Raw genomic sequence first — 26,298 nt, 5'->3', positions numbered from 1 at the left:
GTCAGAGGGTGGCCGCGGCCGACTTGATGGCGGTGGCGAACGTCGACACCTCGGTGTAGACGCCGGGGTAGCCGGGCCGTGCGCAGCCCTCGCCCCAGCTCACGATGCCGACCTGGATCCAGGCGCCGGCGTTGTCGCGGCGGAACATCGGGCCGCCGGAGTCACCCTGGCAGGTGTCGACGCCGCCCTGGTTGTAGCCGGCGCAGAGCTCCTCGCTGGGCACGAGGTCGCTGCCGTACGACGCCTGGCAGGAGGCGTCGGAGACGAACGGGACCGTGGCCTTGCGCAGGTAGCGCTGCTGCGCGCCGCCCTCGCGGGTGGCGCCCCAGCCGGCGACGGTGAAGGTGCCGCTGTTGTACGCGGTCGTGTCGGCGATCTTGAGGGTGGGCAGCGTGGTGATCGGCGAGGCGAGCTTGATCAGCGCCCAGTCCTTGCCCTTGCCGTTGTAGCCGGGGGCCTGGAGGACCTTGGTCGACCGGACCTTGACGGCGCTGCTGCTCTGCAGGTCCACGACTCCGGCGGTGGCGGTGATGCCGGTGTTGTTGCCGGAGCCGCTCACACAGTGGGCGGCGGTGAGCACGATCTGCGGGGTCAGCAGCGAGCCGCCACAGCCCATGGAGAGCCTGACCATCCAGGGGAACTCGCCCTGGGCGGCGCGGGTGCCGCCGACGACGGGCGCCGGCGCGGCGGAGGCGGTGCTGGGCTGGAGGCTGACGGCGGCGAGGACGACGGCACCGGCGGCGGCGATTCTCTGGAGCGCGCGGACGATCCTGTTCTTCTGCAAGTGACTGCCTTTCATGGGGGGTTGAGCCTTGATGGCATGAGCCCGTCAAGGCGTGGTCCGGATTATGGGCAAGGGCTCCTGGGGCCCACAAGCACCCGTTTTCGGCCAGGCGAACGAAGCCCGGGGGCCCGTAGAGTGGAAGGAAGGGGGTCCGGCGTGCCGAACGGTAACGAAGTCGTCCACGGGTTTCCGCATCTCGACACGGTCCGGGCCGCGATCACCGCGTTGTACCGCCGACTGTCGGCGGACGGAGTAGGGCGGTACGCGACGAGCGTGCCGGCGGCGGACGTGGCCTTCGGGGACGACGACGAGCTCCATCTGGGTGCGCAGCGGGTGGCCGCCGCGCTGGTGGGGCACCTGGGGCTGCCGGGTCTGCCGCGGGCGCGGATGGTGGTGAGCTTCCGCGCGATGGAGCACGCGGCGAGCGTCGAGCTGGCGGCGGGACCGGAGTACTTCATCGAGCTGAACGACCGCTTCCGGCGGCACCGCAGGGACGTGGGGGCGGCGCTGGCCCACGAGATCACCCATGTGCTGCTGCACCGGCTCGGCCTGCACTTCGCGGACGTCCGGGAGAACGAGATCCTCACGGACGTGGTGACCACCTACCTGGGGGCGGGGTGGCTGCTGCTCGACGCCTACCGGGAGGACGAGGTGTCGAGCCAGAAGCTCGGCTATCTGACGCCGGAGGAGTTCGGCTACGTCCTGGCCAAGCGCGCGGAGGTCTTCGGTGAGGACCCCTCGCCCTGGTTCACCAGCGTCGCGGGGTACGAGGCGTGGGCGCGGGGCCGGGAGCTGGCCTCCCGGGACGGGCGGCGGCCGCCGCTGGAGACGGCGGGGTGGGCGGCGCGGCACCGCTACTCCAAGGAGCGGCGGTACGGCCAGGCGGGCACGGACGCCTCGTACGCCTTCGAGGGCACGGGGCGGTCGATGCGGGTCTCCTTTCCCTGCCCGGTCTGCTGGCAGCGGCTCCGGGTGCCGACCGGGCGCAGGCTCCGGGCCAGGTGCCGGGTGTGCGGGACGTTGCTCGCGTGCGAGACGTGAGGCCGGCGCGGCGCACGCGACCGGCACGCGCCGGCACGCCCCGGTGCGGGGCGGCAGGGGATGGCCTGGGACGGTCCGCGGTGACATGGGGTGGCATGAGGCCGCCGACGGCGTGACGAGCGCGATGACCTGAAGGCGTCGGGACGTAATGATTTGCGTCGTTCGGCCGGCCCGGGTGAGGGTCGGTGGATGAGCACGTTGTTCGAGGGGATCCACGACGGTGATGTCGACGCCGTCGTACGGGCGTTGCGGAGCGGGGAGCGGGCCGAGGCCGACGAGGGCGGGGAGACCGCGCTGTACCGGGCCGCGTTGGCGAACGAGGCGGGGATCGTACGGGTGCTGCTCGCGGCGGGCGCCGATCCCGCGCGGGGCGGCGGCGCGGAGGGCGGGGACCTGGCCCTGTGCGCGGCCGCCTGCGGTGGACACGCCGAGGTGGCGCGGGCGCTCCTCGCCGCCGGGGCCCACCCCGACCAGGAGGAGGCGTACGGCTTCACGGCCATGGCGTGGGCCGTACGGCTCGGCCACGCCGAGACCGTCCGGGCCCTCCTGGAACACGGCGCCTCCCCTGACCGGCCCGGGCCCGACGGCCTGCCGCCGCTCGTCGCCGCCGCCCGGCGCGGGTCCGCGTCGAGCGTGCGGGCGCTCCTCGAACACGGCGCCGGTGCCCGGGAGGAGGCGTTGCGCGAGGCGCGTCGCTGGATCGGCGTGGACGTCGCGGGGGCCGTGCTGCGCGGGCTGCTCGACACGCACGGCTCCCAGCCGTACGAGGCCGTCGTGCGCCGGGTCCGGGAGGACGGGGGGATCACCGTCGTCGTCGACCTGCTGCGCGCGGACGGCGCCCCGGGCAGCGGCGACGAACAGCAGACCGGTCACGCCGCCGTCGCCACCCTCCTGGAGACCTCGCTCGGCGTCCGCGTGCCGCACGAGGAACTCGCCGCCCGGGCCCTGCGGTGCGGCGACCCCGACCTCGACGACTGGACCGAGGCGGTCGCGGCGCTGGCCGCCCGCGGCGACGAGGAGACCTTCCGCGCGGCCGCCGCCTGGTGCGCCTTCGACGACGCCCCGCGCCGGGCGTTCGGCGCGTACGTCCTGGGGGCACTGGACGGCTTCGCCGACCGCGCCCTCCCGGTCCTGCGCCGCCTGGCGACCGAGACCCTGACGGGGGACGGGCCTCCCTGGCACGGGGCGGGAGCGGCCGACCGGCCGGGCGACCGAGTCGGCGGGCGGGGCGTGGGCGGCGGACCGGCCGTGGACGGCGGGCGGGGCGTGGGCGGCGGACCGGCCCTCGGCGGGGCGCCGACCGTGGGCAGTCGGCCGACCGTGGGTGGCCCGGCGCGTGAGCCCGCGCTGGCGGTGGTCACCGCGCTCGGGCGGGTCGCGCCCTCGGCGCGGGACCGGCGGGAGGCGGGCGGGGAGCCGGCCGGGCTGGGCGAGCTGCTGCCCTTCGCCGCGCATCCCGACGCCGAGGTGCGGCGCGCGCTCGGGACGGCGCTCACCGGGCTCGTACCGGCCGGGCACGCGCGGGCCCTCGACACGCTCCTCGCGCTGAGCGGGGACCACGACTCGGGCGTGCGGGACTGGGCGACGCTGGCGCTCGCGGAGGTGCCCGGGGACACCCCCGTCCTGCGCGAGGCGCTGGCGGCCAGGCTGGGCGACCCGGACCCGGACGTGGTCGCCGAGGCGGCCCGTGGCCTGGCCATGCGCCAGGACCCCCGCGCGCCCGACGCGCTGGCGGCCCTCCTCGCGGACGGCGCGCCGGACTCGGCGGCCCGTGACACGGCCCTCGCCGCCCTGGAATTCGTGCGGGACGAGCGCGTCAGGAACCGGCTGGAGTGGACGAGCCCGCGCTGCCGATGACCGGAGCCCCCGGCCGGCCTGGCAGCGGCCGGCCGGCGCGGGGCAGGCAGGGCCGGCCCTCGCCCTACGCTCCGTACACCGCTCGCGGCCTCTCCGCCGCGGTCAGGAGTTTCGCTGCCGCCTCCCCCGCCTCCGCGGGCGTCCAGCGCGCTCCCCTGTCCGCCGTGGGGCCGAGGCGCCAGCCCTCCATGACGGTGATGCGGCCGCCTTCCGCCTCGAAGACCCGGCCGGTCACCCCCGCCGAGGCGGCCGAACCCAGCCAGACCACCAGGGGGGAGACGTCCTCCGGGACGCCCGCCAGGTCCGCGAAGGCCCGCTCGGTCATCCGGGTCCGGGCCGCCGGGGCGACGGCGTTGACCTGGACGCCGTACCGGCTCGTCTCCGCCGCCGCCACCAGCGTCAGCCCGACGATCCCGGCCTTGGCCGCCGCGTAGTTCCCCTGCCCGACGCTGCCCAGCAGCCCCGCGCCCGAGGTGGTGTTGACGACCCGCGCCACCGGCGGGCGGCCCGCCTTCGCCTCCGTCCGCCAGTGGGCGAGCGCGTGCCGCAGCGGCAGGAAGTGCCCCTTCAGATGCACCCGCACGACGGCGTCCCAGTCGTCCTCGTCGAGGTTGACGAGCATCCGGTCGCGCAGGAAGCCGGCGTTGTTGACGAGGGTGTCGAGCCGTCCGTACGCGTCGAGCGCGGTGGCGATCAGCGAGGCCGCGCCCTCCCCCGTCGCGATGTCGCCGCCGTGGGCCACCGCGTCCCCGCCCGTCGCCCGGATCTCCTCGACCACGCGTGCGGCCGGCGACCCGGCCGAAGCGGCGCCGTCGAGGCCCACCCCCAGGTCGTTGACGACGACCTTCGCACCCTCCGCGGCGAAGGCGAGCGCATGGGCCCGTCCCAGGCCCCGTCCGCCGCCGGTCACGATCACGACCCGGCCCTCGCACATACCCGTACCGGTCATCTCAGCTCCTGCTCTCCTTGTCGGGGTTCACGGCGTCGGCGTTCACGGCGTCGGCGTTCCCGGCGTCGGCGTGCGCGGTGTCGGCGTTCCCGGCGTCGGCGTTCGCGGCGTCCAGGAAGGCGGGCCGCTCCCCGCCCCCGTGCACCAGCAGTGAGGCCCCCGAGACGTACGCGGCCCGATCCGAGGCGAGGAAGACGGCCGCCTCCCCGACGTCCGACGGGTCGGCCAGACGGCCGAGCGGGACGGTCCGGCCGACGGCGGCGACCCCGTGCTCGTCGCCGTAGTGCAGGTGGGACAGTTCGGTGCGGACCATGCCGACGACGAGGGTGTTGACCCGGATGTCGGGGGCCCACTCCACGGCCATGGAGCGGGCCAGGTTCTCCAGGCCCGCCTTCGCGGCCCCGTAGGCGGCCGTGCCCGGCGAGGGCCGCGTCCCGCTGACGCTGCCGATCATGACGACCGAGCCCCGGGCGGCGCGCAGGGGCTCGTACGCGGCGAGGGTGGCGGTCAGCGGGGCGGTCAGGTTGAGCGCGACGACCCGCGCGTGCCGCGCCGCCTCGCTCTCCCGCCGGTCGGGACCCCCGCTGCCGCCGCCTCCGCCGCCCCCGCCGAGCAGCCGGTAGGGCGTTCCGCCCGCGTTGTTGACCAGGACGTCGAGCCGTCCGTACCGCTCCGCGACACCGGCGAAGAAGCCGGTGACGGCCGACGCGTCCCGCAGGTCGAGCGGGGCGTAGTCGGCCCGCCGCCCCCCGTCCTCGACCGGCGCCTCCGGAGGTCTGCGGGCGCAGACGACGACCCGCGCTCCGGCCCGCAGAAACGCCCGGGCGATCCCGGCGCCCACACCGCGTGTGCCGCCGGTGACGACGGCGACCCTCCCGTCCAGCTCCATCGGCTGCTACCTTCCTCAGCACGCAGTCACCTAACAAACGTTTGGTGGAAAGGTAGCTGATCCGCTCATGGGTGTCTCCACCTCACGCCCGGGCAAGGGCATCGCACTGGTCACCGTCGACTTCCCGCCCGTCAACGCCCTCCCCGTCCAGGGCTGGTACGACCTCGCCGACGCCGTCCGGGCGGCCGGCCGCGACCCGGAGGTCCGCTGCGTGGTCCTGTCGGCCGAGGGCCGCGGATTCAACGCGGGCGTCGACATCAAGGAGATACAGCGCGAACACGGCGTCGGGCACACGGCGCTGATCGGCGCCAACCACGGCTGCGCCGATGCCTTCTCGGCGGTGTACGCCTGCGAGGTGCCGGTCGTCGCGGCCGTCGGCGGCTTCTGCCTGGGCGGCGGTATCGGACTCGTCGGCAACGCGGACGCGATCGTCGCCTCCGAGGACGCCACCTTCGGGCTGCCCGAGCTGGACCGGGGCGCCCTCGGCGCCGCCACCCATCTCGCCCGGCTCGTTCCGCAGCACCTGATGCGCGCGCTGTACTACACCTCCCGCACCGCCACCGCCGCCGAACTCCACGCGCACGGCTCGGTCTGGAAGGTGGTCCCGCGCGCCGGGCTCCTGGACGCCGCGCTGGAGCTGGCCCGGGAGATCGCCGCCAAGGACGGACGGCTGATCCGGCTCGCGAAGGCCGCCCTCAACGGCATCGACCCCGTGGACGTGCACCGCAGCTACCGCTTCGAGCAGGGCTTCACCTTCGAGGCCAATCTCAGCGGTGTCGCCGACCGGGTCCGCGACACCTTCGGGAAACGACGGCAGGCGGAGGAGGGCTCGCGGTGACCGACAAGACGATGACCGCCGAGGAGGTGGTGGGCCGGCTGCGCAGCGGCATGACCCTCGGCATCGGCGGCTGGGGCTCCCGCCGTAAACCGATGGCCCTGGTCAGAGCGCTGCTCCGGTCCGAGATCACCGATCTCACCGTGGTCTCCTGCGGCGGCCCCGACGTGGGTCTCCTCGCCGCCGCCGGCCGGATCCGACGGCTCGTCGCCCCCTTCGCGACCCTCGACTCCATCCCGCTGGAGCCCCACTTCCGGGCCGCCCGGGAGAGCGGCGCCCTCCGGCTGACGGAGCTCGACGAGGCCATGTTCCTGTGGGGCCTGCACGCGGCCGCCAACCGCCTGCCCTTCCTGCCCGTCCGGGCCGGTCTGGGCTCGGACGTGATGACGGTGAACCCGGAGCTGCGCACGGTCCGCTCGCCCTACCCGGACGAGGACGGCGCATACGAGGAGTTCGTCGCCGTGCCCGCCCTGCGGATGGACGCGGCCCTGGTCCACCTCAACCGCGCCGACCGGCTCGGCAACGCCCAGTACCTCGGCCCCGACCCCTACTTCGACGACCTGTTCTGCGAGGCCGCCGACACCGCCTACGTGTCCTGCGAGAAGATCGTGGACGGCTTCGGCGACGCCGTCCCGCAGACCCTCCTCGTCGGCCGGCACTCCGTCACCGGAGTCGTCGAGACGCCGAACGGCGCCCACTTCACCTCCTGCGTCCCCGACCACCCCCGCGACGAGCCCTTCCAGCGGCTGTACGCGACCACCGCCTGGCCGGAGTTCGCGGCCCGTTTCCTGGCCGGCAAGAGCGAGGACGACTACCAGCAGGCCGTACGCGCCTGGCACGAGGAGCAGCAGTGACCACGACCGCCGTCACCCGCGCCGAGTACTGCGTCGTCGCCTGCGCGGAGGCATGGCGGGACGGCGGCGAGGTCCTCGCCGCCACCATGGCCCCCGTCCCCTCCTTCGGTGCCCGGCTCGCCAAGCGCTCCTTCGCCCCGGACCTGCTGCTCACGGACGGCGAGGCGATGCTCGTCGGCCTCGACGGGGAGGTGGAGGGGTGGCTGCCCTACCGCCGTCACCTCACCATGGTCACCGGCGGCAAGCGGCACGTGATGATGGGCGCGAGCCAGATCGACCGGTACGGCAACCAGAACATCTCCTGTGTCGGCGACTGGTCCCGGCCCGCCCGCCAGCTCCTCGGCGTTCGCGGCGCACCCGTCAACACCCTCAACAATCCGGTGAGTTACTGGATCCCCCGGCACTCACCGCGGGTCTTCGTGGAGCGTGTCGACATGGTCTGCGGCGTCGGCTACGACCGCGCGGCCGCGGCCGGGGCGGGCCGCTTCCACCGGATCCCCCGGGTCGTGACGGACCTCGGCGTACTCGACTTCGAGACGCCCGACCGCGCGATGCGGCTCGCGTCGGTCCACCCCGGGGTGAGCGTGGAGCAGGTGAGGGCGGCGACCGGCTTCGCGCTGGTGATCGGCGAGGAGGTGCCGTACACCCGGGAGCCGACCGCCGAGGAGCTGCGGCTGATCCGCGAGGTGATCGACCCCGCGGGACTGCGCGAGCGCGAGGTCAGGGTCTGATGGAGACCGCGCTGACCCGGCTCACCGGGGTGGAGCACCCGATCGTGCAGACCGGGATGGGATGGGTCGCCGGGCCGCGTCTCGTCTCGGCGTCGGCGAACGCCGGGGCGCTGGGCATCCTCGCCTCGGCCACGATGACCGTCGAGGAGCTGCGGGCCGCGGTCCGCGAGGTGAGGTCCCGTACGGACCGGCCGTTCGGGGTCAACCTCCGGGCGGACGCGGCCGACGCCCGGGAACGGGTGCGGATCATCGTCGAGGAGGGGGTCCGGGTCGCCTCCTTCGCCCTCGCCCCGTCGCGCGAGCTGATCGCCGGACTGAAGGACGCCGGGGTGGTGGTGATCCCGTCGGTCGGCGCCCGGCGGCACGCGGAGAAGGTCGCCGCGTGGGGCGCGGACGCGGTGATCGTCCAGGGCGGCGAGGGCGGCGGCCACACGGGCGAGGTGGCGACGAGTGTGCTGCTGCCCCAGGTGGTGGACGCGGTCGGCATCCCGGTGATCGCGGCCGGCGGCTTCCACGACGGCCGCGGCCTGGTCGCCGCGCTCTCCTACGGGGCGGCCGGCGTCGCGATGGGGACGCGGTTCCTCCTGACGTCGGACTCGACCGTCCCCGACGCGGTGAAGGCGCGGTATCTGGCGGCGACGGTCAAGGACGTCACCGTCACCACGGCCGTGGACGGGCTGCCGCACCGGATGCTGCGGACGGAGATGGTCGCGGCGCTGGAGGGCGCGGGCCGGTTCCGCGCGCTGGCGCAGGCCGTGCGCCGGGCGGAGGGCTTCCGGAGGGTCTCGGGCCTGTCGTGGCCGCGGATGGTCCGCGACGGACTCGCGATGCGGCACGGCAGGGATCTGTCGTGGAGCCAGGTCCTGCTGGCCGCGAACACGCCGATGCTGCTGCGGGCGTCCATGGTCGAGGGCCGTACGGATCTCGGCGTCATGGCGTCCGGGCAGGTCGCGGGCGTGATCGAGGACCTGCCGAGCTGCGAGGAGCTTGTCCTGCGGGTGATGTCCGAGGCCGCGGATGTGCTCCGCTCCCTGCCCTCACCGGGCTGAGCCCTCGCCGCCGGTCCTCCGCCGGGCCGAGCCCCCGCCGCCGGTCGCCCCTCACCCGCCGGGCCGTGCCCGACCGCCGGGCCGGTCCTTACCGCCGCGCGGGCGGACCGACGGGGCCGGTGCGCGGTGGCGCACCCTGCGACCCGGGTCCGGGAGCGCCGCCCGTCGGCGGCGCTGCCGGACCTGCCGGGTGTCCTACTGCGCGGCGCCCCGTCGGCCGCCGCCGCCGGTGCGGGTACGGGTGGCCGAAGCGCCCGTGCCCGTACGGCCGCTGGACGCCGTGCGGGTGCGGCCGCCGGTGCCGCCACCGCCTCCGCCCCCTCGGCGGGAGCGCTGTCCGCCGGTCCTGGGCGCGCCGGTCCTGGTGCCGCCGGTCCGGCCCGAGGCGGGCTGGGGCGGCTGCGGGACCTCGATGACGACCGGTATGCCGGACGGCTCGCGGGCGCCGGTGATCCGGGTCAGCTCCTCGTCGCTGGACTTGATCTGCGCCGTGCGCGGGCTGATGCCGGCGTTGGACATCAGCCGGCTCATGTCGCGCTTCTGCTCGGGCAGCACGAGGGTGACGACGCTGCCGGACTCGCCGGCCCGGGCGGTGCGTCCGCCGCGGTGCAGGTAGTCCTTGTGGTCGATCGGCGGGTCGACGTTGACGACCAGGTCGAGGTCGTCGACGTGGATGCCGCGGGCGGCGACGTTGGTCGCCACCAACACGGTGACCAGGCCGTTCTTGAACTGGTCCAGGGTGCGGTTGCGCTGCGGCTGGGAGCGGCCGCCGTGGAGTCCGGAGGCCCGTACACCGTCGGCGAGGAGCCGCTTGACCAGTCGGTCCACGGCCCGCTTGGTGTCGAGGAAGAGGATCGTGCGGCCGTCGCGGGCCGCGATCCTGGTGGTGACGGCCTTCTTGTCGGTCTCGTCGGCGACGTAGAGCAGGTGGTGCTCCATCGTCGTGACCGCGCCCGCGGACGGGTCGACGGAGTGCACGACGGGATCGGTGAGGAACATCTTGACCAGCCGGTCGATGTTCTGGTCGAGCGTGGCCGAGAACAGCATCCGCTGGCCGTCCGGCTCGACCTGCTTGAGCAGCGCGACGACCTGGGGCATGAAGCCCATGTCGGCCATCTGGTCGGCCTCGTCGAGGACGGTGATCGCGACCTGGTCGAGGCGGCAGTCGCCGCGCTCGATGAGGTCCTTGAGCCGGCCGGGCGTGGCGACGAGCACCTCGGCGCCGCGGCGCAGGGAGTTGGCCTGCTTGGTGATCGACAGGCCGCCGACGACGGTCGCGAGCCGCAGCTGGACGGAGGTGGCGTACGGCGCGAGGGCGTCGGTCACCTGCTGGGCGAGCTCGCGGGTGGGCACGAGGACCATGGCGAGCGGGGCCTTGGGCTCGGCGCGGCGGCCCGCGGTGCGGGCGAGCAGGGCGAGGCCGAAGGCGAGGGTCTTGCCGGAGCCGGTGCGGCCGCGGCCGAGGATGTCCCGGCCGGCGAGCGAGTTCGGCAGGGTGGCGCCCTGGATCGGGAAGGGCTCGGTCACGCCCTGGGCGGCGAGCGTCTTGACGAGCGCCGGGGGCATGTCGAGGGCGTCGAAGGACTCGACGGAGGGGAGGGCGGGCGTCAGCGTCTCCGGGAGGGTGAACTCGCGCGGAGGCGGGGGTGTGGCGGGGCCACGGCCGCGCGAGGCGCCGCCCTTGGCCTTGGGGGCACCGGAACCGCGGCGCGAGCCGGCGCCGCCGGAGGCGCCGCCCCCCGAGCCGTTACGGCTGCCGGAGCCGCGCGCGGGGCGGCCCGAGGCATTTCCGGACGGGGTTCCGGAAGTGGAGTCCGCGGCCCGGCGGGGCCGCTTTTCGGAGCGAGTCATGGGGAAATGCCTTCCTGGGCCTGAGCACAGCACGAGCCGGGACCCGCACCTGCGCGGTGCGGGCCCCGGCTGCGAGAAACGCGTTACGGCAATCAGGCGGGGAGGATGTTCTCCGCCTGCGGGCCCTTCTGGCCCTGCGTGACGTCGAACGTGACCTTCTGGCCTTCCTGCAGCTCACGGAAGCCGGAGGTCGCGATGTTGGAGTAGTGGGCGAAGACGTCGGCGCCGCCGCCGTCCTGCTCGATGAAGCCGAAGCCCTTTTCCGAGTTGAACCACTTCACGGTTCCAGTAGCCATGTGAATCTCCTGAATAGGTAGGGTCCCCATCCCGGAGAGTCCGGAAAACAAAATTGCGCCTGAAGGAACATTCCCGTCAGGCGCACATAAAGTTCATGGGTACCAAAACTAGCAACGGGAAGACACTAGCACGCCGTCCCGCCCGGACGGGCGGGAGAGCGACGAGTGTCACACCCGGCGGGCGGGCGTCACAGCCGTTCGATGATCGTCACGTTGGCCTGGCCGCCGCCCTCGCACATGGTCTGGAGGCCGAACCGGCCGCCGGTGCGCTCGAGTTCGTGGAGGAGGGTGGTCATCAGCCGGACGCCGGTGGCGCCGAGCGGGTGACCGAGGGCGATGGCGCCGCCGTTCACGTTCACCCGGTCGGGGTCGGCGCCGGTCTCCTTCAGCCAGGCCAGGACGACCGGGGCGAAGGCTTCGTTGATCTCGACCAGATCGATGTCGTCGATCGTCATGCCGGCCTTCTTCAGGGCGTGCGCGGTGGCCGGGATGGGGGCCGAGAGCATACGGATCGGGTCCTCGCCGCGCACCGAGAGGTGGTGGACGCGGGCGCGCGGGGTCAGGCCGTGTTCGCGTACGGCGCGCTCGCTCGCCAGGAGCATCGCCGCGGCGCCGTCGGAAACCTGGGAGGAGCAGGCGGCGGTGATGGTGCCGCCTTCGACCACCGGGGCGAGGGCGGCCATCTTCTCGGCGGTGGTGTCGCGGCGGGGGCCCTCGTCGACGGTCACGGTGCCGTAGGCCGCCGTCTCGCGGGCGAAGCGGCCCTCGTCGATCGCCCGCAGCGCCCGCCGGTGGGAGCGCAGGGCGAAGCCCTCCTGGTCACCGCGGGTGATGCCCCATTTCGCGGCGATCAGCTCGGCGCCGTGGAACTGGTTGACGGGGGCGTCGCCGTAGCGGGCGCGCCACCCTGCGGAGCCGGCGTAGGGGCCGTCGGTGAGGCCGAGCGGTTCGGCCGCCTGCCGGGAGGCGAAGGCGATCGGGATCATGGACATGTTCTGGGTGCCGCCCGCGACGACGAGGTCCTGGGTGCCCGAGAGGACGCCCTGGGCCGCGAAGTGGACGGCCTGCTGGGAGGAGCCGCACTGGCGGTCGACGGTGACGCCCGGGACCTCCTCGGGCAGGCCGGCCGCCAGCCATGCCGTACGGGCGATGTCGCCGGCCTGGGGGCCGACGGTGTCCAGGCAGCCGAAGACCACGTCCTCGACGGCGGCCGGGTCGATCCCGGAGCGCTCGACGAGGGCCTTCAGGACGTGGGCGCCGAGGTCCGCCGGGTGGGCGGCGGCGAGTCCCCCCCTGCGGCGGCCCACCGGGGTGCGGACCGCTTCGACGATGTAGGCCTCGGGCATGGCTGCTCCTTCGCGGGTCAGGTGCGTACGGCGATTCCGTCCAGGACCATCGACAGGTACTGGCGGGCGATCTCCTCCGGGCTGTGGTGTCCGCCCGGCCGGTACCAGGACGCGGCGACCCAGACGGTGTCGCGCACGAACCGGTAGGTGAGCCGGATGTCGAGGTCGGCGCGGAAGGCCCGGGTGGCGACGCCGCGCTCCAGCGTGCCGAGCCAGGCCTTCTCGAACTTCTGCTGCGACTCGGAGAGGTAGTGGAAGCGGGGCTGGTCGGTGAGGTGCCTGGACTCCTTCTGATAGATGGCGACGGCGGCGCGGTGCCGGTCGATCTCGCGGAAGGACTCGGTGACGAGGGCCTCGATGGTCTCCCGGGGGCCGAGGCCGGCGGCGAGCACCGCGTCGTACCCCTCCCACAGCTCGGTCAGGAAGGTGGAGAGGATCTCGTCGAGCATCGATTCCTTGGAATCGAAGTGGTAGTAGAGGCTGCCGGCGAGCATGCCGGCGGCGTCCGCGATCTTGCGGACGGTGGTGGCGTTGTAGCCCTGGGCGGCGAAGACCTCGGCGGCGGTGTCGAGGAGTTCGCGGCGCCGCTCGGGCGAGGGGGTCACCGGGGTCTTCCGCTGACCGCGCGGCTTGGCGCCGGGCGCGCTGTTCGGCTTGCTGCTTGGCTGGTTCGTCGGCACGTGCCCATTCTCGTCCTACGGGTGCTGGCTGCTGACCGAGACGGTCTCGCCGGTCATGTAGGAGGAGTAGCCGCTGGCGAGGAAGACGATGACGTTGGCGACCTCCCACGGTTCGGCGTGGCGCCCGAAGGCCTCGCGGGCGGTCAGCTCGTCGAGGAGTTCCGCCGAGGTGACCTTGACCAGGTGGGGGTGGAGGGCGAGGGAGGGCGAGACCGCGTTGACGCGGACGCCGTGGGGGGCCGCCTCCAGGGCGGCGCAGCGGGTCAGCGCCATGACTCCGGCCTTGGCCGCGGCGTAGTGGGCCTGTCCGGTCTGGGCGCGCCAGCCGATGACAGAGGCGTTGTTGACGATCACGCCGGGGGTGCCGGACTCCCTGAAGCGGCGCAGGGCGGCGCGGGTACAGCGGAAGGTGCCGTTCAGGGTGACGTCGAGGACGCGGGTCCACTGGTCGTCGGTCATGTCGGCGAGTTCGGCGGTTCCGCCGAGTCCGGCGTTGCCGACGACGACGTCGAGGGCGCCGTGGAGTCGTACGGCGGTGTCGAAGAGCCGCTGGACCTGGCTCTCGTCGGTGACGTCGCACGGCAGCGCGTCGACGCGGCCCGCGCCGAACTCCGCGGCGAGGGCTGCCTCGCTCTCCTCCAGACGGCGGGTGTGGGCGTCGCTGAGGAGGACCCGGGCGCCCTCCTCCAGGAATCTGCGGGCGGTGGCTCCGCCGATGCCGGCTCCGGCGGCGGCGGTGATGACGGCGGTGCGGCCGGCGAGGAGGCCGTGTCCCGGTACGTAGGCGGGGGCTGCCGGGGTCATGGGCGCGGCTCCTTCGGGAGGCCGAGCACCCGCTCGGCGATGATGTTCCGCTGGATCTCGCTCGACCCGGCGTAGACGGTGTCGGCGCGGGAGAAGAGGAACAGCCGCTGCCAGGCGTCGAGTTCGTACGGTTCGCCGGGCAGGGCGGTGGAGGCGGCGCCGCGGACCTCCATGGCCAGTTCGCCGAGGTCGCGGTGCCAGTGCGACCAGTACAGCTTGGCGGTGGAGGGGTCGGTGCCGCGCAGGGCGCCGGCGCGCATGGCGTGCAGTCCGCTCCAGGCGCGGGCGAGCCGGTCGCGGACGTGGGGGTCGGCGAGGGCTCCGGTGCGCCGGGCGAGAGCGATGAGGTCCTCCAGTTCGCGCCGGAAGCCGACCTGCTGGCCGAGGGTGGAGACGCCGCGCTCGAAGCCCAGGGTGGCCATCGCGATCCGCCAGCCGTCGCCGGGTGCGCCGACGACGTGGGCGGCGTCCGCGCGCGCTCCGTCGAAGAAGACCTCGTTGAACTCGCCGGTGCCGGTGAGCTGGGTGATCGGCCGGACCGCGACGCCCGGCTGGTCCATGGGGACGAGGAGGCAGGAGAGGCCCGCGTGCCGGCGGGAGCCGGGGTCGGTGCGGGCGAGGACGAAGCACCACTGGGACTCGTGGGCGAGGGAGGTCCAGATCTTCTGGCCGTGCACGACCCAGGTGTCGCCGTCGCGGGTGGCGCGGGTGCGGACCGCGGCGAGGTCGGAGCCGGCGCCCGGTTCGCTGTAGCCCTGGCACCAGAGTTCCTCGGCCGCCCGGATCGGCGGGAGGAAGCGGTCCTTCTGTTCCGCCGTGCCGTGGGCGATGAGGGTGGGGCCGAGGAGCTGTTCGCCGATGTGGTTGACCCGGGCGGGGGCGTCGGCGAGGGCGTACTCCTCGTGGAAGGCGATCTGTTCCGCCACGCTCGCTCCGCGGCCGCCGTACTCCCGCGGCCAGCCGACACAGGTCCAGGCGTGGGCGGCCAGATGCCGTTCCCAGGCGAGCCGTCCGGCGAACGCCTCGTGCTCGCGGCCAGGCCCGCCGAGCCCCTTCAGGTCCGCGAACGCGCCCCGGAGATGGGCCGCCAGCCAGTCCCGTATCTCGGCACGGAAGGCCTCGACGCTGTTCATGGCGCTGCTCATGGCCGTACGTTAACCTACCAAACACTTGTTAGGGAAGGATGCTCCGATGGATCTGACGCCCACCGCCCAGGAGGAGGACTTCCGCGCCGAGGCCCGCTCCTGGCTGCGCGCCCACGTCCCCGACGAGCCGCTTCCGTCCCTGGAGACCGAGGCGGGTTTCGCGGCCCACCGCGCCTGGGAGGCCCGGCTGGCCGCCGACCGCTGGTCGGTGGTCTCCTGGCCGGAGCGGTACGGAGGCCGGGGCGCCGACATCTTCCGGTGGCTCGCCTTCGAGGAGGAGTACTACGCGGCGGGGGCGCCCGGGCGCGTCTCGCAGAACGGCATCAGCCTGCTGGCCCCGACCCTCTTCGACCACGCCACCGAGGAGCAGCGGGCCCGAGTCCTGCCCGCGATGGCGACCGGCGAGACGGTCTGGGCGCAGGCGTGGTCGGAACCCGAGGCGGGCTCGGACCTGGCGTCGCTGACCTCGCGGGCGGTCCGCACGCGGGGCGGCTGGCTGCTGTCGGGGCAGAAGACGTGGTCCTCGCGGGCCGCGTTCGCCGACCGGGCCTTCGGCATCTTCCGCAGCGACCCGGCGGCAGACCGCCCGCACCGGGGCCTGACGTATCTGATGTTCGACCTGCGGGCGCCGGGCGTGACCGTCCGGCCCGTCGGGCGGCTGGACGGCAAGCCGGCCTTCGCCGAACTCTTCCTCGACGAGGTCTTCGTGCCCGACGAGGACGTGATCGGGGAGCCCGGCCAGGGGTGGCGGATCGCGATGTCCACGACCGGCAACGAACGCGGGCTCACCCTGCGCTCCCCCGGCCGCTTCCTGGCCGCCGCCGACCGTCTCGTACGGCTGTGGCGCGCGACCGGCGAGGACCGGGGCGCGCGGGACCGCGTCGCGGACGCGGTGATCGGGGCCCGGGCCTATCAGCTCTTCACCGCTGCGGGGGCCTCGCGGTTCGCGGCGGGCGCGGCGGTCGGGGCGGAGTCCAGCCTCAACAAGGTCTTCTGGTCGGAGTACGACATCGCGCTGCACGAGACGGCGCTCGACCTGCTGGGCGCGGACGGCGAGCGGGCGGACGGGGAGTGGAGCGAGGGGTACGTCTTCTCGCTGGCCGGGCCCGTCTACGCCGGGACGAACGAGATCCAGCGCGACATCATCGCCGAGCGCCTGCTCGGCCTGCCGAAGGGCCGCCGCTGATGAGGTTCCTGCCGACCGGGGAGCAGCGCGCCTTCACGCGCTCGCTGGACGCGCTGCTGACGGCCGCGGACACGGCGGCGGCGGTACGGGCCTGGGCCGGGGGCGCCCCGGAGCCGGGGCTCGCGGTGTGGGCCCGGCTCGCCGAGGCGGGGGTGTTCGCGCTGGCGGCCCCTGAGGCGTACGAGGGAATGGGTCCGCTCCCCGTCGACACGGCCCTGGCCTTCGTGGAGCTGGGCCGCCACGCGGTCCCGGGACCGCTGGTGGAGACGGTGGCGACGGCGGCCCTGCTGAGCGAACTGGCCCGCCTGGGCCAGCCGGGCCCCGCGAAGCGCCTGCTGCCGGGGCTGCTGTCGGGCGGGACACCGGCGACCTTGGCGGCCCCCGCCTGGGGCCCGGGCGAGGCGGAGACGGGCCGGGCGGAGACGGGCCGGGCGGAGACGGGCCGGAGTGGCGCCCCCGCTGCCCGCGTCGGCGGAGGCGGTCCCGTTCCGCCCACGCCCTACGCGCTCGACGCCGATGCCGCGGCACTCACGTGCACCGTCGTCGGGGACGAGCTGCGGATCGCCCCGGGGCACGGCCCCGTACGGGCGTCCGCCGATCCGGCCCGGCGGCTCGCGCTCCCCGCCCCGGGCGGCGAACTGCTGGCCGCCGGACCGGAGGTCACCGCCGCCGCCGGATACGCCGCGCGGTGGGCGATGCTCACGACGGCCGCGCAGTCGCTGGGGGTCGGACTCGCCCTGCTCGACCGGACGGTGGCGTACGCGAAGCAGCGCACCCAGTTCGGCACGCCGATCGGGTCGTTCCAGGCGGTCAAGCACCGGCTCGCGGACACGCTGATCGGCCTGGAGTTCGCCCGCCCCCTGCTCTTCGGAGCGGCGCTCACGTTCGAGAGCGTCGATCTCGCCGCGGCGAAGGTCGCCACCGGGGAGGCAGCCTACGCCGCGGCCCGGACCGCCCTGCAGATCCACGGCGCCATCGGCTACACCGAGGAACTCGACCTCTCCCTCTGGCTGCGCAAGGCCCGCCCGCTGCGGGACGCCTGGGGCGCCCCGTCCTGGTGCCGGGCCCTCGTGCTGGGCAGGCCGTGACCTCGTGCTGCGCCGGGCCATGCCATGCCGTGACGACCGGGCACGGCGTCCCGGCGGGGCGCCGGCAGGGGGCCGCACGCCGGAAGGGGCAGCCCGGAAGGCGGCGACGGCCGGGCCCCGCGGGGACCTCCGCGGTGACGGTCGAAGATCCCGACGCCTGTCAGGGATCCTGGCGCGGCGCGGCGTCGTCGTTGCCGCGTCGGATCGTGCGTACCGTCCGCCCGGGCGACCAGGTGCGGACGACCAGCTCGTCGTCCTCGACGGACGTGCGCACCACCTCGGTCGGTTCCATCAGGAAGAGGTGGAACGGCAGCGGGGCGCCGACCTCGCGGGCGAACCGCTCCGTCGTCTCCGGGTCGGTCACCTCGACCGCCCGCCCGGAGACCCGGACGTCTCCGCCGTCCATGTCGGTCCCCGCGCCCGGGTTGGCCAGGAGCGAGCACCGCGGATCGCGCCGGAGGTCGAGCGCCTTGCGCGAGTTCGGCATCATCGCGAGCCACAGCTCGCCGAGGCGGAAGTTCACCTCCAGGCCGGTGAGCCGCGGCGAGCCGTCCTTCCGTACGGTCGCGAGGACGTGATGGGTATACCGGCCGAAGCGCTCCCGGACGGTCGCGGCGAGGGCGGGCTCGGCGGCGGAGAAGGCCGACCAGGTCGGCGCGGCGGCACCGCGTCCGGTGTTCCCGGTGTTCCCGGTGTGCTCAGTGTTCCCGGTGTGCTCAGTGTTCCCAGGGATTCCCATGACTCCAGGGAACACCGGATACCCGCCATCTCCTGTCCGGATTCCCGGCGCGCTGCGCAAGGCAGGCGGGCCCTCACTCCCCGCGTTCGGAGGCGGACCGCTCCACGCAGAACTCGTTGCCCTCCGGGTCGGCCAGCGTCACCCATCCCGTCCCGTCCGGGCGCCGGTGGTCGCCGACCAGCGTCGCGCCCAGCGCCGTCAGCCGCTCGACCTCCTCGTCACGGGTGCGGTCCCGCGGCTGGAGGTCGAGATGCACCCGGTTCTTCACCGACTTCCCCTCCGGCACGGTCACGAAGAGGATCCCGGCGCCGGGCGTCTCCACCAGTGCCTCCTCGTCGCCAGGCGAGTCCTCGTCGGACACCTTGGAGTCCAGCACCGCGGCCCAGAACGTGGCCAGGGCGTAGGCGTCGGAACTGTCGATCGTCACGTGGCGCACCGAAGAGCTCATGACGCCCACTCTGGTGCGGGGAGTCCGCCGGGGCCACTGGTTTTCGCCGCGGGCGTCAGGCGCGCACGATCGCCTGGGCCCGGGCGGCGGACAGCCAGGCGGGGAAGTCGGCCACGAGCCGGTCGTACAGCTCCGAGTCCGGGACGCGGCGCGGGTCCCTTCCGGCGTGGAAGAAGCCGGCGTTGTCGACGGGCCGCTTGCCCGGGACCGCCAACTCGTCCAGCTTGCGCAGGAACTCGAACTGCCGGCTGCCCGGGTCGCCGAAGCCGACGAACTGCCAGAAGATCGGCAGCTTCGCCGCCTTGCAGAGATAGCGCTCGGCGGCGAGCTTGTTGATCGGACCGCCGTCGGTCTGGAAGACGACGAGCGCGGGCGCGGTGGCGCCGCTGTCGAGGTAGTGGTCGATGACCGCGTCCATGGCCAGGTGGTAGCTGGTCTTGCCCATGTGGCCGAGACCGGCGACGATCCGGTCGATCCTGCCCTGGTGGTCGGCGAGCGCGATGTCGGTCTCGGCGTCGATGTCGGTGGAGAAGAACACCACCGGCACCCGTCCGTCGTCGTCCAGGTTCGCCGAGAGCCCCAGCACCCGGTCGGCCAGGGCCTGGACGCTGCCGTCCTGGTAGTACGGCTTCATGGAGCCGGAGTAGTCGAGCACCAGATAGACGGCGACGCGCTGCCCGGCCATGCCGTGCTTCCGCAGGGAGACCCCCGCCGACTTGTACAGACTCACCAGCGCGGGTGCGGACTCCTCGACCTTGGTCAGGCTCAGCGCCACGGACGGCTCCCCTCCATCGTCCCGTACGGACTGCCGAGCGTACGGGATCGCCGAGGCGCTCTTGCCAGGGGCGGACGCCCGGAGTAACGGGATCCGGAAGCAGGGGCTTTGGGGCGGAGGCGAGACCGTACGGTCCGGCGGACGACGGACTGGGCGCGTCGGATGGGCCTGCTGGGCGTCCTGGCCGTGGCGGCGGCGTCCTTGATCACCTGGATCGCCCCGAGCGGCGGCGGCTGACCCCTCCGCCCCGGGACGCGCCGCGGCGCCCGCCCAGTCGTCCGGTCGGGGACATTCGGGAAGGCGCCGCGCTCAGTTCCGTACGTCGTTGTACGGGACGTCTCAGGGTGCTGCCGGATCAGACCGTCAGGGAACGGTCCGTCGGGCGGATCGGGGCCGGGAGGTCGCTCGCGCCCGTCAGGAAGCGGTCGACTCCGCGCGCCGCCGAGCGGCCCTCGGCGATCGCCCAGACGATCAGCGACTGACCGCGGCCCGCGTCGCCGGCCACGAACACGCCACCGACGTTGGTGGCGAAGTCCGCGTCCCGCGCGATGTTGCCGCGCTCGTCGAGCTCCAGGCCGAACTGCGAGACGAGACCGTTCTCGACGTCCGTGCCCGTAAAGCCCATCGCGAGCGTCACCAGCTGGGCGGGGATCTTGCGCTCCGTGCCCGGCTTCTGGGTCAGCTTACCCTCGATGAACTCGACCTCGACCAGGTGCAGGAACTGGACGTTGCCGTCCTCGTCGCCCTCGAAGTGGGTGGTGGAGACGGAGTAGACCCGCTCGCCGCCCTCCTCGTGCGCCGACGTGACCTTGTAGAGCATGGGGAACGTGGGCCACGGCTGGCCGGCCGCGCGGTCCTCGCCCGGTCGCGGCATGATCTCCAGCTGGGTGACCGAGGCCGCGCCCTGGCGGTGGGCGGTGCCCACGCAGTCCGCGCCGGTGTCGCCGCCGCCGATGACCACGACGTGCTTGCCCTCGGCCGTGATCGGCGGGGCCACGAAGTCGCCCTCGACGACCTTGTTGGCGAGCGGGAGGTACTCCATCGCCTGGTGGATGCCCGCCAGCTCCCGGCCGGGGACCGGCAGGTCGCGGGCGGTGGTGGCGCCGGCGGCGATGACCACGGCGTCGTACCGCTTGCGCAGGTCCTTCGCGGTGATGTCCCGGCCGATCTCGACACCCGTGCGGAACTTGGTGCCCTCCGCGCGCATCTGCTCGATGCGGCGGTTGATGTGCCGCTTCTCCATCTTGAACTCGGGGATGCCGTAGCGCAGCAGGCCGCCGATGCGGTCGGCGCGCTCGAACACGGCGACCGTGTGGCCGGCCCGGGTCAGCTGCTGGGCGGCGGCGAGACCCGCCGGGCCGGAGCCGATGACCGCGACGGTCTTGCCGGACAGGCGCTCGGGCGCCTGCGGCTTGACGTCGTTGCTGTCCCACGCCTTGTCGATGATGGAGACTTCGACGTTCTTGATGGTGACGGCCGGCTGGTTGATGCCGAGCACGCACGCGGCCTCGCACGGAGCCGGGCACAGGCGGCCGGTGAACTCCGGGAAGTTGTTGGTGGCGTGCAGCCGCTCGGAGGCCTGGGCCCAGTCCTCGCGGTAGGCGTAGTCGTTCCACTCGGGGATCAGGTTCCCGAGCGGACAGCCGTTGTGGCAGAACGGGATGCCGCAGTCCATGCAGCGGCCGGCCTGCTTGCTGATGATCGGCAGCAGGGAGCCGGGAACGTAGACCTCGTTCCAGTCCTTGACTCGCTCGCCCACCGGCCGGGTCTTGGCGACCTCGCGCCCGGTGGTCAGGAAGCCCTTGGGGTCAGCCATTGGTCGCCGCCTCCATCATCTTCTCGGTGGTCTCGGCCTCGGAGAGACCGGCGAGCTCAGCGGCGTCCTTGGCGGCGAGCACTGCCTTGTACGTGGTCGGGATGATCTTGCTGAAGCGGTCGACGTTCACGGGCCAGTCGGCGAGGAGCTTCTCGGCGACGGTCGAGCCCGTCTCCTCCTGGTGGCGGCGCACGACGTCGTGCAGCCATGCCTTGTCGGTGTCCGACAGGGCTTCGACCGCGGCCAGGTTCCCGGAGTTGACGTTGTCCCGGTCGAGGTCGACGACGTACGCGACGCCGCCCGACATGCCGGCCGCGAAGTTGCGGCCCGTCTCGCCGAGGACGACCGCCGTGCCGCCGGTCATGTACTCGCAGCCGTGGTCGCCCACGCCTTCCGAGACGACCAGCGCGCCGGAGTTGCGGACGCAGAAGCGCTCGCCGGTGCGGCCCCGCAGGAACAGTTCGCCGCCGGTCGCCCCGTACGCGATGGTGTTGCCCGCGATCGTGGAGTACTCGGCCAGGTGGTCGGCGCCGCGGTCCGGGCGGACGACGACACGGCCGCCGGAGAGGCCCTTGCCGACGTAGTCGTTGGCGTCGCCCTCCAGGCGGAGCGTGACACCGCTCGGCAGGAAGGCGCCGAACGACTGGCCGGCGGAGCCGGTGAAGGTGATGTCGATGGTGTCGGCGGGCAGGCCCGCGCCACCGAACTTCTTGGTGACCTCGTGGCCGAGCATGGTGCCGACCGTGCGGTTGATGTTCCGGATCGCGACCTGGGCCCGGACCGGCTGGGCCTCCTCGGCGGAGTTCGCGCCCAGCGCCTCGGCCGCGAGCTCGATCAGCTCGTTGTCGAGGGCCTTCTCCAGGCCGTGGTCCTGCTCGACCAGGGCGTGGCGGACCGCGCCCTCGGGCAGCTCCGGCACGTGGAAGAGCGGGGCGAGGTCCAGGCCCTGCGCCTTCCAGTGGGTGACGGCGCGGCTGGTGTCGAGGAGCTCGGCGTGGCCGACGGCCTCCTCGAGGGTGCGGAAGCCCAGCTCGGCGAGGAGTTCGCGGACTTCTTCGGCGATGAACTCGAAGAAGTTGACGACGTACTCGGCCTTGCCGGAGAAACGGTCCCGCAGGACCGGGTTCTGGGTGGCGATGCCGACCGGGCACGTGTCCAGGTGGCAGACGCGCATCATGACGCAGCCGGAGACGACGAGCGGCGCGGTCGCGAAACCGAACTCCTCGGCGCCGAGCAGCGCGGCGATGACGACGTCACGGCCGGTCTTGAGCTGGCCGTCGGTCTGGACGACGATCCGGTCGCGCAGGCCGTTGAGCAGCAGGGTCTGCTGGGTCTCGGCGAGGCCGAGCTCCCAGGGGCCGCCCGCGTGCTTGAGCGAGGTGAGCGGCGAGGCGCCCGTGCCACCGTCGTGGCCGGAGATGAGGACGACGTCCGCGTGGGCCTTGGAGACACCCGCGGCGACCGTGCCGACGCCGACCTCGGAGACCAGCTTCACGTGGATGCGGGCTGCCGGGTTGGCGTTCTTGAGGTCGTGGATCAGCTGAGCCAGGTCCTCGATGGAGTAGATGTCGTGGTGCGGCGGCGGCGAGATGAGGCCGACACCGGGCGTCGAGTGACGCGTCTTGGCGACCCACGGGTAGACCTTGTGGCCGGGCAGCTGGCCGCCCTCGCCGGGCTTGGCGCCCTGCGCCATCTTGATCTGGATGTCGTCGGCGTTGACCAGGTACTCGCTGGTGACACCGAAGCGGCCGGAGGCGACCTGCTTGATGGAGGAACGGCGCGCCGGGTCGTACAGGCGGTCCGGGTCCTCGCCGCCCTCACCGGTGTTGGACTTGCCGCCCAGCTGGTTCATGGCGATGGCGAGGGTCTCGTGCGCCTCGCGGGAGATGGAGCCGTACGACATGGCGCCCGTCGAGAACCGCTTGACGATCTCGGAGGCGGGCTCGACCTCGTCGATGGAGATGGAGGGGCGGTCCGAGGTGATGCCGAAGAGGCCGCGGAGCGTCATGAGGCGCTCGGACTGCTCGTTCACCCGGTCCGTGTACTTCTTGAAGATGTCGTACCGCTTGTTGCGCGTGGCGTGCTGCAGGCGGAAGACGGTCTCGGGGTCGAACAGGTGCGGCTCGCCCTCGCGGCGCCACTGGTACTCGCCGCCGATGTCCAGCGCGCGGTGCGCGGAGGGGACACCGGAGGCCGGGTAGGCCTTGGAGTGCCGGGCGGCGACCTCCTTGGCGACGACGTCGAGGCCGGCTCCGCCGATCTTGGTGGCCGTGCCGTTGAAGTACTTCTCGACGAAGGCCTGGTCGAGGCCGACGGCCTCGAAGACCTGGGCGCCGCGGTAGGAGGCGACGGTCGAGATGCCCATCTTGGACATGACCTTCAGGACGCCCTTGCCGAGGGCGTAGATCAGGTTGCGGATGGCCTGCTCGGGCTCCAGGCCCTCGATGAAGGTGCCGGCGCGGACCAGGTCCTCGACCGACTCCATCGCGAGGTACGGGTTGACGGCGGCGGCGCCGTAGCCGATGAGGAGGGCCACGTGGTGGACCTCGCGGACGTCGCCGGCCTCGACCAGCAGGCCCACCTGGGTGCGCTGCTTGGTGCGGATGAGGTGGTGGTGGACGGCCGCGGTGAGCAGCAGCGACGGGATCGGCGCGTGCTCGGCGTCGGAGTGCCGGTCGGAGAGGACGATCAGGCGGGCGCCGCCCTCGATCGCGGCGTCGGCCTCGGCGCAGATCTCCTCGATGCGGGCGGCCAGGGCCTCGCCGCCGCCGGAGACCCGGTACAGGCCGGACAGGGTCGCGGCCTTCATGCCGGGCATGTCGCCGTCGGCGTTGATGTGGATGAGCTTGGCCAGCTCGTCGTTGTCGATCACCGGGAAGGGGAGCGTGACGCTGCGACACGAGGCCGAGGTCGGCTCCAGCAGGTTGCCCTGCGGGCCCAGGGAGGAGCGCAGCGAGGTGACGAGCTCCTCGCGGATGGCGTCCAGCGGCGGGTTGGTGACCTGCGCGAAGAGCTGGGTGAAGTAGTCGAAGAGCAGCCGGGGGCGCTCGGACAGGGCCGCGATCGGGGAGTCCGTGCCCATGGAGCCGAGCGGCTCGCCGCCGGTGCGGGCCATCGGGGCGAGGATGATGCGGAGCTCTTCCTCGGTGTAGCCGAAGGTCTGCTGGCGGCGGGTGACCGAGGCGTGGGTGTGGACGATGTGCTCGCGCTCGGGGAGGTCCTCGAGCTCGATCTCGCCGGTCTCCAGCCACTCGGCGTACGGCTTCTCGGCGGCGAGGCCGGCCTTGATCTCGTCGTCCTCGATGATCCGGTGCTCGGCGGTGTCGACGAGGAACATCTTGCCGGGCTGCAGGCGGCCCTTGCGGACGACCTTGGCGGGGTCGATGTCGAGGACGCCGACCTCGGAGGAGAGGACGACGAGGCCCTCGTCGGTGACCCAGTAGCGGCCGGGGCGCAGGCCGTTGCGGTCGAGGACCGCGCCGACCTGGACGCCGTCGGTGAAGGTGACGCAGGCCGGGCCGTCCCAGGGCTCCATCATCGTGGAGTGGTACTGGTAGAAGGCGCGCCGGGCCGGGTCCATGGTCTCGTGGTTCTCCCACGCTTCCGGGACCATCATCAGGACGCTGTGCGGCAGGGAGCGCCCGCCGAGGTGGAGCAGCTCCAGGACCTCGTCGAAGGAGGCGGAGTCGGAGGCGTCCGGGGTGCAGACGGGGAAGATGCGGTCGAGCTTGCCCTCGCCGAAGAGGTCGGAGGCGAGCTGGGACTCGCGGGCCACCATCCAGTTGCGGTTGCCCTTGACCGTGTTGATCTCGCCGTTGTGCGCGACGAAGCGGTACGGGTGGGCCAGCGGCCAGCTCGGGAAGGTGTTGGTGGAGAACCGGGAGTGGACCAGGGCCACGGCGGTGGCGCAGCGGCGGTCCGACAGGTCCGGGAAGAAGGGCTCCAGCTGGCCGGTGGTCAGCATGCCCTTGTAGACGATGGTGCGGGCGGAGAGGGACGGGAAGTACGTCCCGGCCTCGCGCTCGGCGCGCTTGCGCAGGACGAAGGCCTTGCGGTCGAGCGCGATGTCCGTGCTCGTGCCGTCGGCGACGAAGAGCTGGCGGAAGACCGGCATGGTGGAGCGGGCGGAGGCGCCGAGCAGCTCGGGGGCGACGGGGACCTCACGCCAGCCGAGGACGTTCAGGCCTTCCTCGGACGCGATCGTCTCGATCTGCGAAACGGCCTGTGCGGAGCCGTCGGCAGGGAGGAAGGCGATGCCGACGGCGTAGGCGCCGGCGTCGGGGAGGTCGAAGTCGGTGACCTCGCGGAGGAAGGCGTCCGGGACCTGGAGCAGGATGCCGGCTCCGTCTCCGGAGTCGGGCTCGGAGCCGGTGGCGCCTCGGTGCTCGAGGTTGCGCAGTACGGTCAGCGCCTGCTCGACCAGCGCGTGGCTGGCTACACCGGTGAGGGTGGCCACGAACCCGACACCACAGGCGTCGTGTTCGTTACGGGGGTCGTACATCCCCTGCGGAGCGGGGCGACCGTCCATGGGCGACCAGGCGTCGGAACGCATCGGCTCTCCCGTCGTCGTCGTGGCATATGCAGCAGCCGAGGGACGACGTTGGCCCTCCGCGAAATTTCGTGCAGGTTACATGATGGCTGGCTTCTCGGGAAGCGGATAGCTCATTCCAGCATGCGGACACCGCTGACACGGAGCGGTGGCGTCGGTTCACAGGTGGACAGGTCGATCTTGTGGCATTCGTAAGGATTCGACGACCTGTCGCGGAGCGGGCTTCATTGCCCGCGGCGCTTACGCCTCATGCCCTGCGGTCAGGGTTTCGAAACCGCCGGGTAACCGGCTAGATATGTCGCGCTGTGCATAGTGTCTCACTGCTCCGGCGGATCCGCTCAGGGATATACGTCACAGCCAGCATGCACGCGGAAGGCCCCCGCCGCAGGGCGAGGGCCGGGGCGGGGGCCTTCCGGAGTAAGGGCGCCCACGGCCGGGGCCGGGGGGGGCCGAATCCAGGGGTTCCGGATCCGGGGGCACCTCCGCGTCAGGAGCCGGAAGTCCGGGCCGGGCCCGTCGAAGGCCGGAGTTCCGGGCCGGGCCCGTCGAAGGCCGGAGTTCCGGGCCGGGCCCGTCGAAGGCCGGA

At 73.2% G+C, this 26,298-nt stretch carries 22 protein-coding genes; 8 read left to right on the top strand and 14 right to left on the bottom strand.

The features are described 5' to 3' along the window. Position 1 precedes the first annotated feature (1 nt). Positions 2-799, bottom strand: a complete 798-nt coding sequence (locus AB0K65_RS09225; RefSeq protein WP_365715144.1) for a serine protease — start codon at positions 797-799, stop codon at positions 2-4. A gap of 141 nt (positions 800-940) precedes the next feature. On the opposite strand from AB0K65_RS09225, the gene AB0K65_RS09220 reads away from it, so the two are divergent. Both AB0K65_RS09220 and AB0K65_RS09215 read left to right on the top strand, forming a co-directional pair. Further along, positions 941-1,825: a hypothetical protein gene (locus AB0K65_RS09220; RefSeq protein WP_365715143.1), complete on the top strand. Its 885-nt coding sequence runs from the start codon at positions 941-943 to the stop codon at positions 1,823-1,825. Positions 1,826-2,014: 189 nt separating this feature from the next. Beyond that, entirely contained in the window at positions 2,015-3,682 is a 1,668-nt protein-coding gene (locus tag AB0K65_RS09215) for an ankyrin repeat domain-containing protein (protein ID WP_365715142.1), read from the top strand. Between the two features lie 64 nt (positions 3,683-3,746). Here AB0K65_RS09215 and AB0K65_RS09210 read toward each other — a convergent pair whose 3' ends face one another. Together AB0K65_RS09210 and AB0K65_RS09205 are read right to left on the bottom strand one after the other, a co-directional pair. Beyond that, on the bottom strand, positions 3,747-4,631 hold the full coding sequence (locus tag AB0K65_RS09210; RefSeq protein WP_365715141.1) for an SDR family oxidoreductase: 885 nt from the start codon (positions 4,629-4,631) through the stop codon (positions 3,747-3,749). Between the two features lies 1 nt (position 4,632). Then, on the bottom strand, positions 4,633-5,520 hold the full coding sequence (locus tag AB0K65_RS09205; RefSeq protein WP_365715140.1) for an SDR family oxidoreductase: 888 nt from the start codon (positions 5,518-5,520) through the stop codon (positions 4,633-4,635). 67 nt (positions 5,521-5,587) lie between these two features. Between AB0K65_RS09205 and AB0K65_RS09200 the strand changes: the two genes are divergently transcribed. From AB0K65_RS09200 to AB0K65_RS09185, 4 genes are read left to right on the top strand one after another with little or no spacing between them, the layout of a single operon-like run. Further along, entirely contained in the window at positions 5,588-6,358 is a 771-nt protein-coding gene (locus AB0K65_RS09200; protein WP_365715139.1) for an enoyl-CoA hydratase family protein, read from the top strand. Then, entirely contained in the window at positions 6,355-7,209 is an 855-nt protein-coding gene (locus AB0K65_RS09195) for a CoA-transferase (RefSeq protein WP_365715138.1), read from the top strand. Before AB0K65_RS09200 ends, AB0K65_RS09195 begins: the two co-directional genes overlap by 4 nt. Continuing rightward, positions 7,206-7,940, top strand: coding sequence for a CoA-transferase (locus AB0K65_RS09190; RefSeq protein ID WP_365715137.1), 735 nt, complete (start codon positions 7,206-7,208; stop codon positions 7,938-7,940). Before AB0K65_RS09195 ends, AB0K65_RS09190 begins: the two co-directional genes overlap by 4 nt. Continuing rightward, a complete protein-coding gene (locus AB0K65_RS09185) occupies positions 7,940-8,989 on the top strand; it encodes a nitronate monooxygenase (RefSeq protein WP_365715136.1) in 1,050 nt (349 codons plus the stop codon). Before AB0K65_RS09190 ends, AB0K65_RS09185 begins: the two co-directional genes overlap by 1 nt. A gap of 195 nt (positions 8,990-9,184) precedes the next feature. Here the strand turns inward: AB0K65_RS09185 and AB0K65_RS09180 are convergent, their stop codons facing one another. The 6 genes from AB0K65_RS09180 to AB0K65_RS09155 all read right to left on the bottom strand — a co-directional run bounded on the left by AB0K65_RS09180 (position 9,185) and on the right by AB0K65_RS09155 (position 15,111). After that, on the bottom strand, positions 9,185-10,840 hold the full coding sequence (locus AB0K65_RS09180) for a DEAD/DEAH box helicase (RefSeq protein WP_365715135.1): 1,656 nt from the start codon (positions 10,838-10,840) through the stop codon (positions 9,185-9,187). Positions 10,841-10,932: 92 nt separating this feature from the next. Beyond that, positions 10,933-11,136 carry a cold-shock protein gene (locus AB0K65_RS09175; protein WP_005318814.1) on the bottom strand — a complete coding sequence of 68 codons (204 nt, stop codon included), beginning with the start codon at positions 11,134-11,136 and terminating at the stop codon, positions 10,933-10,935. Between the two features lie 188 nt (positions 11,137-11,324). Next, positions 11,325-12,482 carry an acetyl-CoA C-acetyltransferase gene (locus tag AB0K65_RS09170; protein ID WP_365715134.1) on the bottom strand — a complete coding sequence of 386 codons (1,158 nt, stop codon included), beginning with the start codon at positions 12,480-12,482 and terminating at the stop codon, positions 11,325-11,327. 17 nt (positions 12,483-12,499) lie between these two features. Continuing rightward, the gene (locus AB0K65_RS09165) at positions 12,500-13,087 is read right to left on the bottom strand and encodes a TetR/AcrR family transcriptional regulator (RefSeq protein ID WP_365715246.1); all 588 of its coding nucleotides are present in this window, start codon (positions 13,085-13,087) and stop codon (positions 12,500-12,502) included. 90 nt (positions 13,088-13,177) lie between these two features. Next, on the bottom strand, positions 13,178-13,966 hold the full coding sequence (locus AB0K65_RS09160) for an SDR family oxidoreductase (RefSeq protein WP_365715133.1): 789 nt from the start codon (positions 13,964-13,966) through the stop codon (positions 13,178-13,180). Continuing rightward, entirely contained in the window at positions 13,963-15,111 is a 1,149-nt protein-coding gene (locus tag AB0K65_RS09155) for an acyl-CoA dehydrogenase family protein (RefSeq protein WP_365715132.1), read from the bottom strand. Before AB0K65_RS09155 ends, AB0K65_RS09160 begins: the two co-directional genes overlap by 4 nt. 46 nt (positions 15,112-15,157) lie before the next feature. Here AB0K65_RS09155 and AB0K65_RS09150 point away from each other — a divergent pair, with 46 nt between their 5' ends. Beyond that, the gene (locus tag AB0K65_RS09150; protein ID WP_365715131.1) at positions 15,158-16,297 is read left to right on the top strand and encodes an acyl-CoA dehydrogenase family protein; all 1,140 of its coding nucleotides are present in this window, start codon (positions 15,158-15,160) and stop codon (positions 16,295-16,297) included. Then, a complete protein-coding gene (locus AB0K65_RS09145) occupies positions 16,297-17,385 on the top strand; it encodes an acyl-CoA dehydrogenase (protein WP_365715130.1) in 1,089 nt (362 codons plus the stop codon). The genes AB0K65_RS09150 and AB0K65_RS09145 overlap by 1 nt, the downstream gene beginning before the upstream one ends. A 160-nt stretch (positions 17,386-17,545) precedes the next feature. Here the strand turns inward: AB0K65_RS09145 and AB0K65_RS09140 are convergent, their stop codons facing one another. The 5 genes from AB0K65_RS09140 to gltB form a co-directional block, all read right to left on the bottom strand. After that, entirely contained in the window at positions 17,546-18,124 is a 579-nt protein-coding gene (locus AB0K65_RS09140) for a pyridoxamine 5'-phosphate oxidase family protein (protein WP_365715129.1), read from the bottom strand. A 73-nt stretch (positions 18,125-18,197) separates the two neighbouring features. After that, positions 18,198-18,572, bottom strand: coding sequence for a VOC family protein (locus tag AB0K65_RS09135; RefSeq protein ID WP_365715128.1), 375 nt, complete (start codon positions 18,570-18,572; stop codon positions 18,198-18,200). A 55-nt stretch (positions 18,573-18,627) separates the two neighbouring features. Beyond that, positions 18,628-19,347 carry a VWA domain-containing protein gene (locus tag AB0K65_RS09130; RefSeq protein ID WP_365715127.1) on the bottom strand — a complete coding sequence of 240 codons (720 nt, stop codon included), beginning with the start codon at positions 19,345-19,347 and terminating at the stop codon, positions 18,628-18,630. Between the two features lie 355 nt (positions 19,348-19,702). Beyond that, on the bottom strand, positions 19,703-21,163 hold the full coding sequence (locus AB0K65_RS09125; protein WP_365715126.1) for a glutamate synthase subunit beta: 1,461 nt from the start codon (positions 21,161-21,163) through the stop codon (positions 19,703-19,705). Then, positions 21,156-25,715, bottom strand: coding sequence for a glutamate synthase large subunit (gltB, locus tag AB0K65_RS09120; protein ID WP_365715125.1), 4,560 nt, complete (start codon positions 25,713-25,715; stop codon positions 21,156-21,158). The genes AB0K65_RS09125 and gltB overlap by 8 nt, the downstream gene beginning before the upstream one ends. Between the last annotated feature and the right edge of the window lie 583 nt (positions 25,716-26,298).

It is taken from the genome of Streptomyces sp. NPDC053755, assembly GCF_040677675.1.
Taxonomy (GTDB): domain Bacteria; phylum Actinomycetota; class Actinomycetes; order Streptomycetales; family Streptomycetaceae; genus Streptomyces.
The sequence above is the reverse complement of the archived record's forward strand: the minus strand, read 5'-3'. Positions and strand labels throughout refer to the sequence as shown.

Excerpts from the sequence above, each read along its gene's own strand:
- AB0K65_RS09180 (WP_365715135.1), bottom strand. The coding sequence starts at position 10,840 with ATGACTCGCTCCGAAAAGCGGCCCCGCCGGGCCGCGGACTCCACTTCC.
- AB0K65_RS09135 (WP_365715128.1), bottom strand. The coding sequence starts at position 18,572 with ATGAGCTCTTCGGTGCGCCACGTGACGATCGACAGTTCCGACGCCTAC.
- AB0K65_RS09145 (WP_365715130.1), top strand. The coding sequence starts at position 16,297 with ATGAGGTTCCTGCCGACCGGGGAGCAGCGCGCCTTCACGCGCTCGCTG.
- AB0K65_RS09125 (WP_365715126.1), bottom strand. The coding sequence starts at position 21,163 with ATGGCTGACCCCAAGGGCTTCCTGACCACCGGGCGCGAGGTCGCCAAG.
- AB0K65_RS09140 (WP_365715129.1), bottom strand. The coding sequence starts at position 18,124 with ATGGGAATCCCTGGGAACACTGAGCACACCGGGAACACTGAGCACACC.
- AB0K65_RS09225 (WP_365715144.1), bottom strand. The coding sequence starts at position 799 with ATGAAAGGCAGTCACTTGCAGAAGAACAGGATCGTCCGCGCGCTCCAG.
- AB0K65_RS09200 (WP_365715139.1), top strand. The coding sequence starts at position 5,588 with ATGGGTGTCTCCACCTCACGCCCGGGCAAGGGCATCGCACTGGTCACC.
- gltB (WP_365715125.1), bottom strand. The coding sequence starts at position 25,715 with ATGCGTTCCGACGCCTGGTCGCCCATGGACGGTCGCCCCGCTCCGCAG.
- AB0K65_RS09215 (WP_365715142.1), top strand. The coding sequence starts at position 2,015 with ATGAGCACGTTGTTCGAGGGGATCCACGACGGTGATGTCGACGCCGTC.
- AB0K65_RS09205 (WP_365715140.1), bottom strand. The coding sequence starts at position 5,520 with ATGGAGCTGGACGGGAGGGTCGCCGTCGTCACCGGCGGCACACGCGGT.
- AB0K65_RS09170 (WP_365715134.1), bottom strand. The coding sequence starts at position 12,482 with ATGCCCGAGGCCTACATCGTCGAAGCGGTCCGCACCCCGGTGGGCCGC.
- AB0K65_RS09150 (WP_365715131.1), top strand. The coding sequence starts at position 15,158 with ATGGATCTGACGCCCACCGCCCAGGAGGAGGACTTCCGCGCCGAGGCC.
- AB0K65_RS09155 (WP_365715132.1), bottom strand. The coding sequence starts at position 15,111 with ATGAGCAGCGCCATGAACAGCGTCGAGGCCTTCCGTGCCGAGATACGG.
- AB0K65_RS09210 (WP_365715141.1), bottom strand. The coding sequence starts at position 4,631 with ATGACCGGTACGGGTATGTGCGAGGGCCGGGTCGTGATCGTGACCGGC.
- AB0K65_RS09160 (WP_365715133.1), bottom strand. The coding sequence starts at position 13,966 with ATGACCCCGGCAGCCCCCGCCTACGTACCGGGACACGGCCTCCTCGCC.
- AB0K65_RS09175 (WP_005318814.1), bottom strand. The coding sequence starts at position 11,136 with ATGGCTACTGGAACCGTGAAGTGGTTCAACTCGGAAAAGGGCTTCGGC.
- AB0K65_RS09185 (WP_365715136.1), top strand. The coding sequence starts at position 7,940 with ATGGAGACCGCGCTGACCCGGCTCACCGGGGTGGAGCACCCGATCGTG.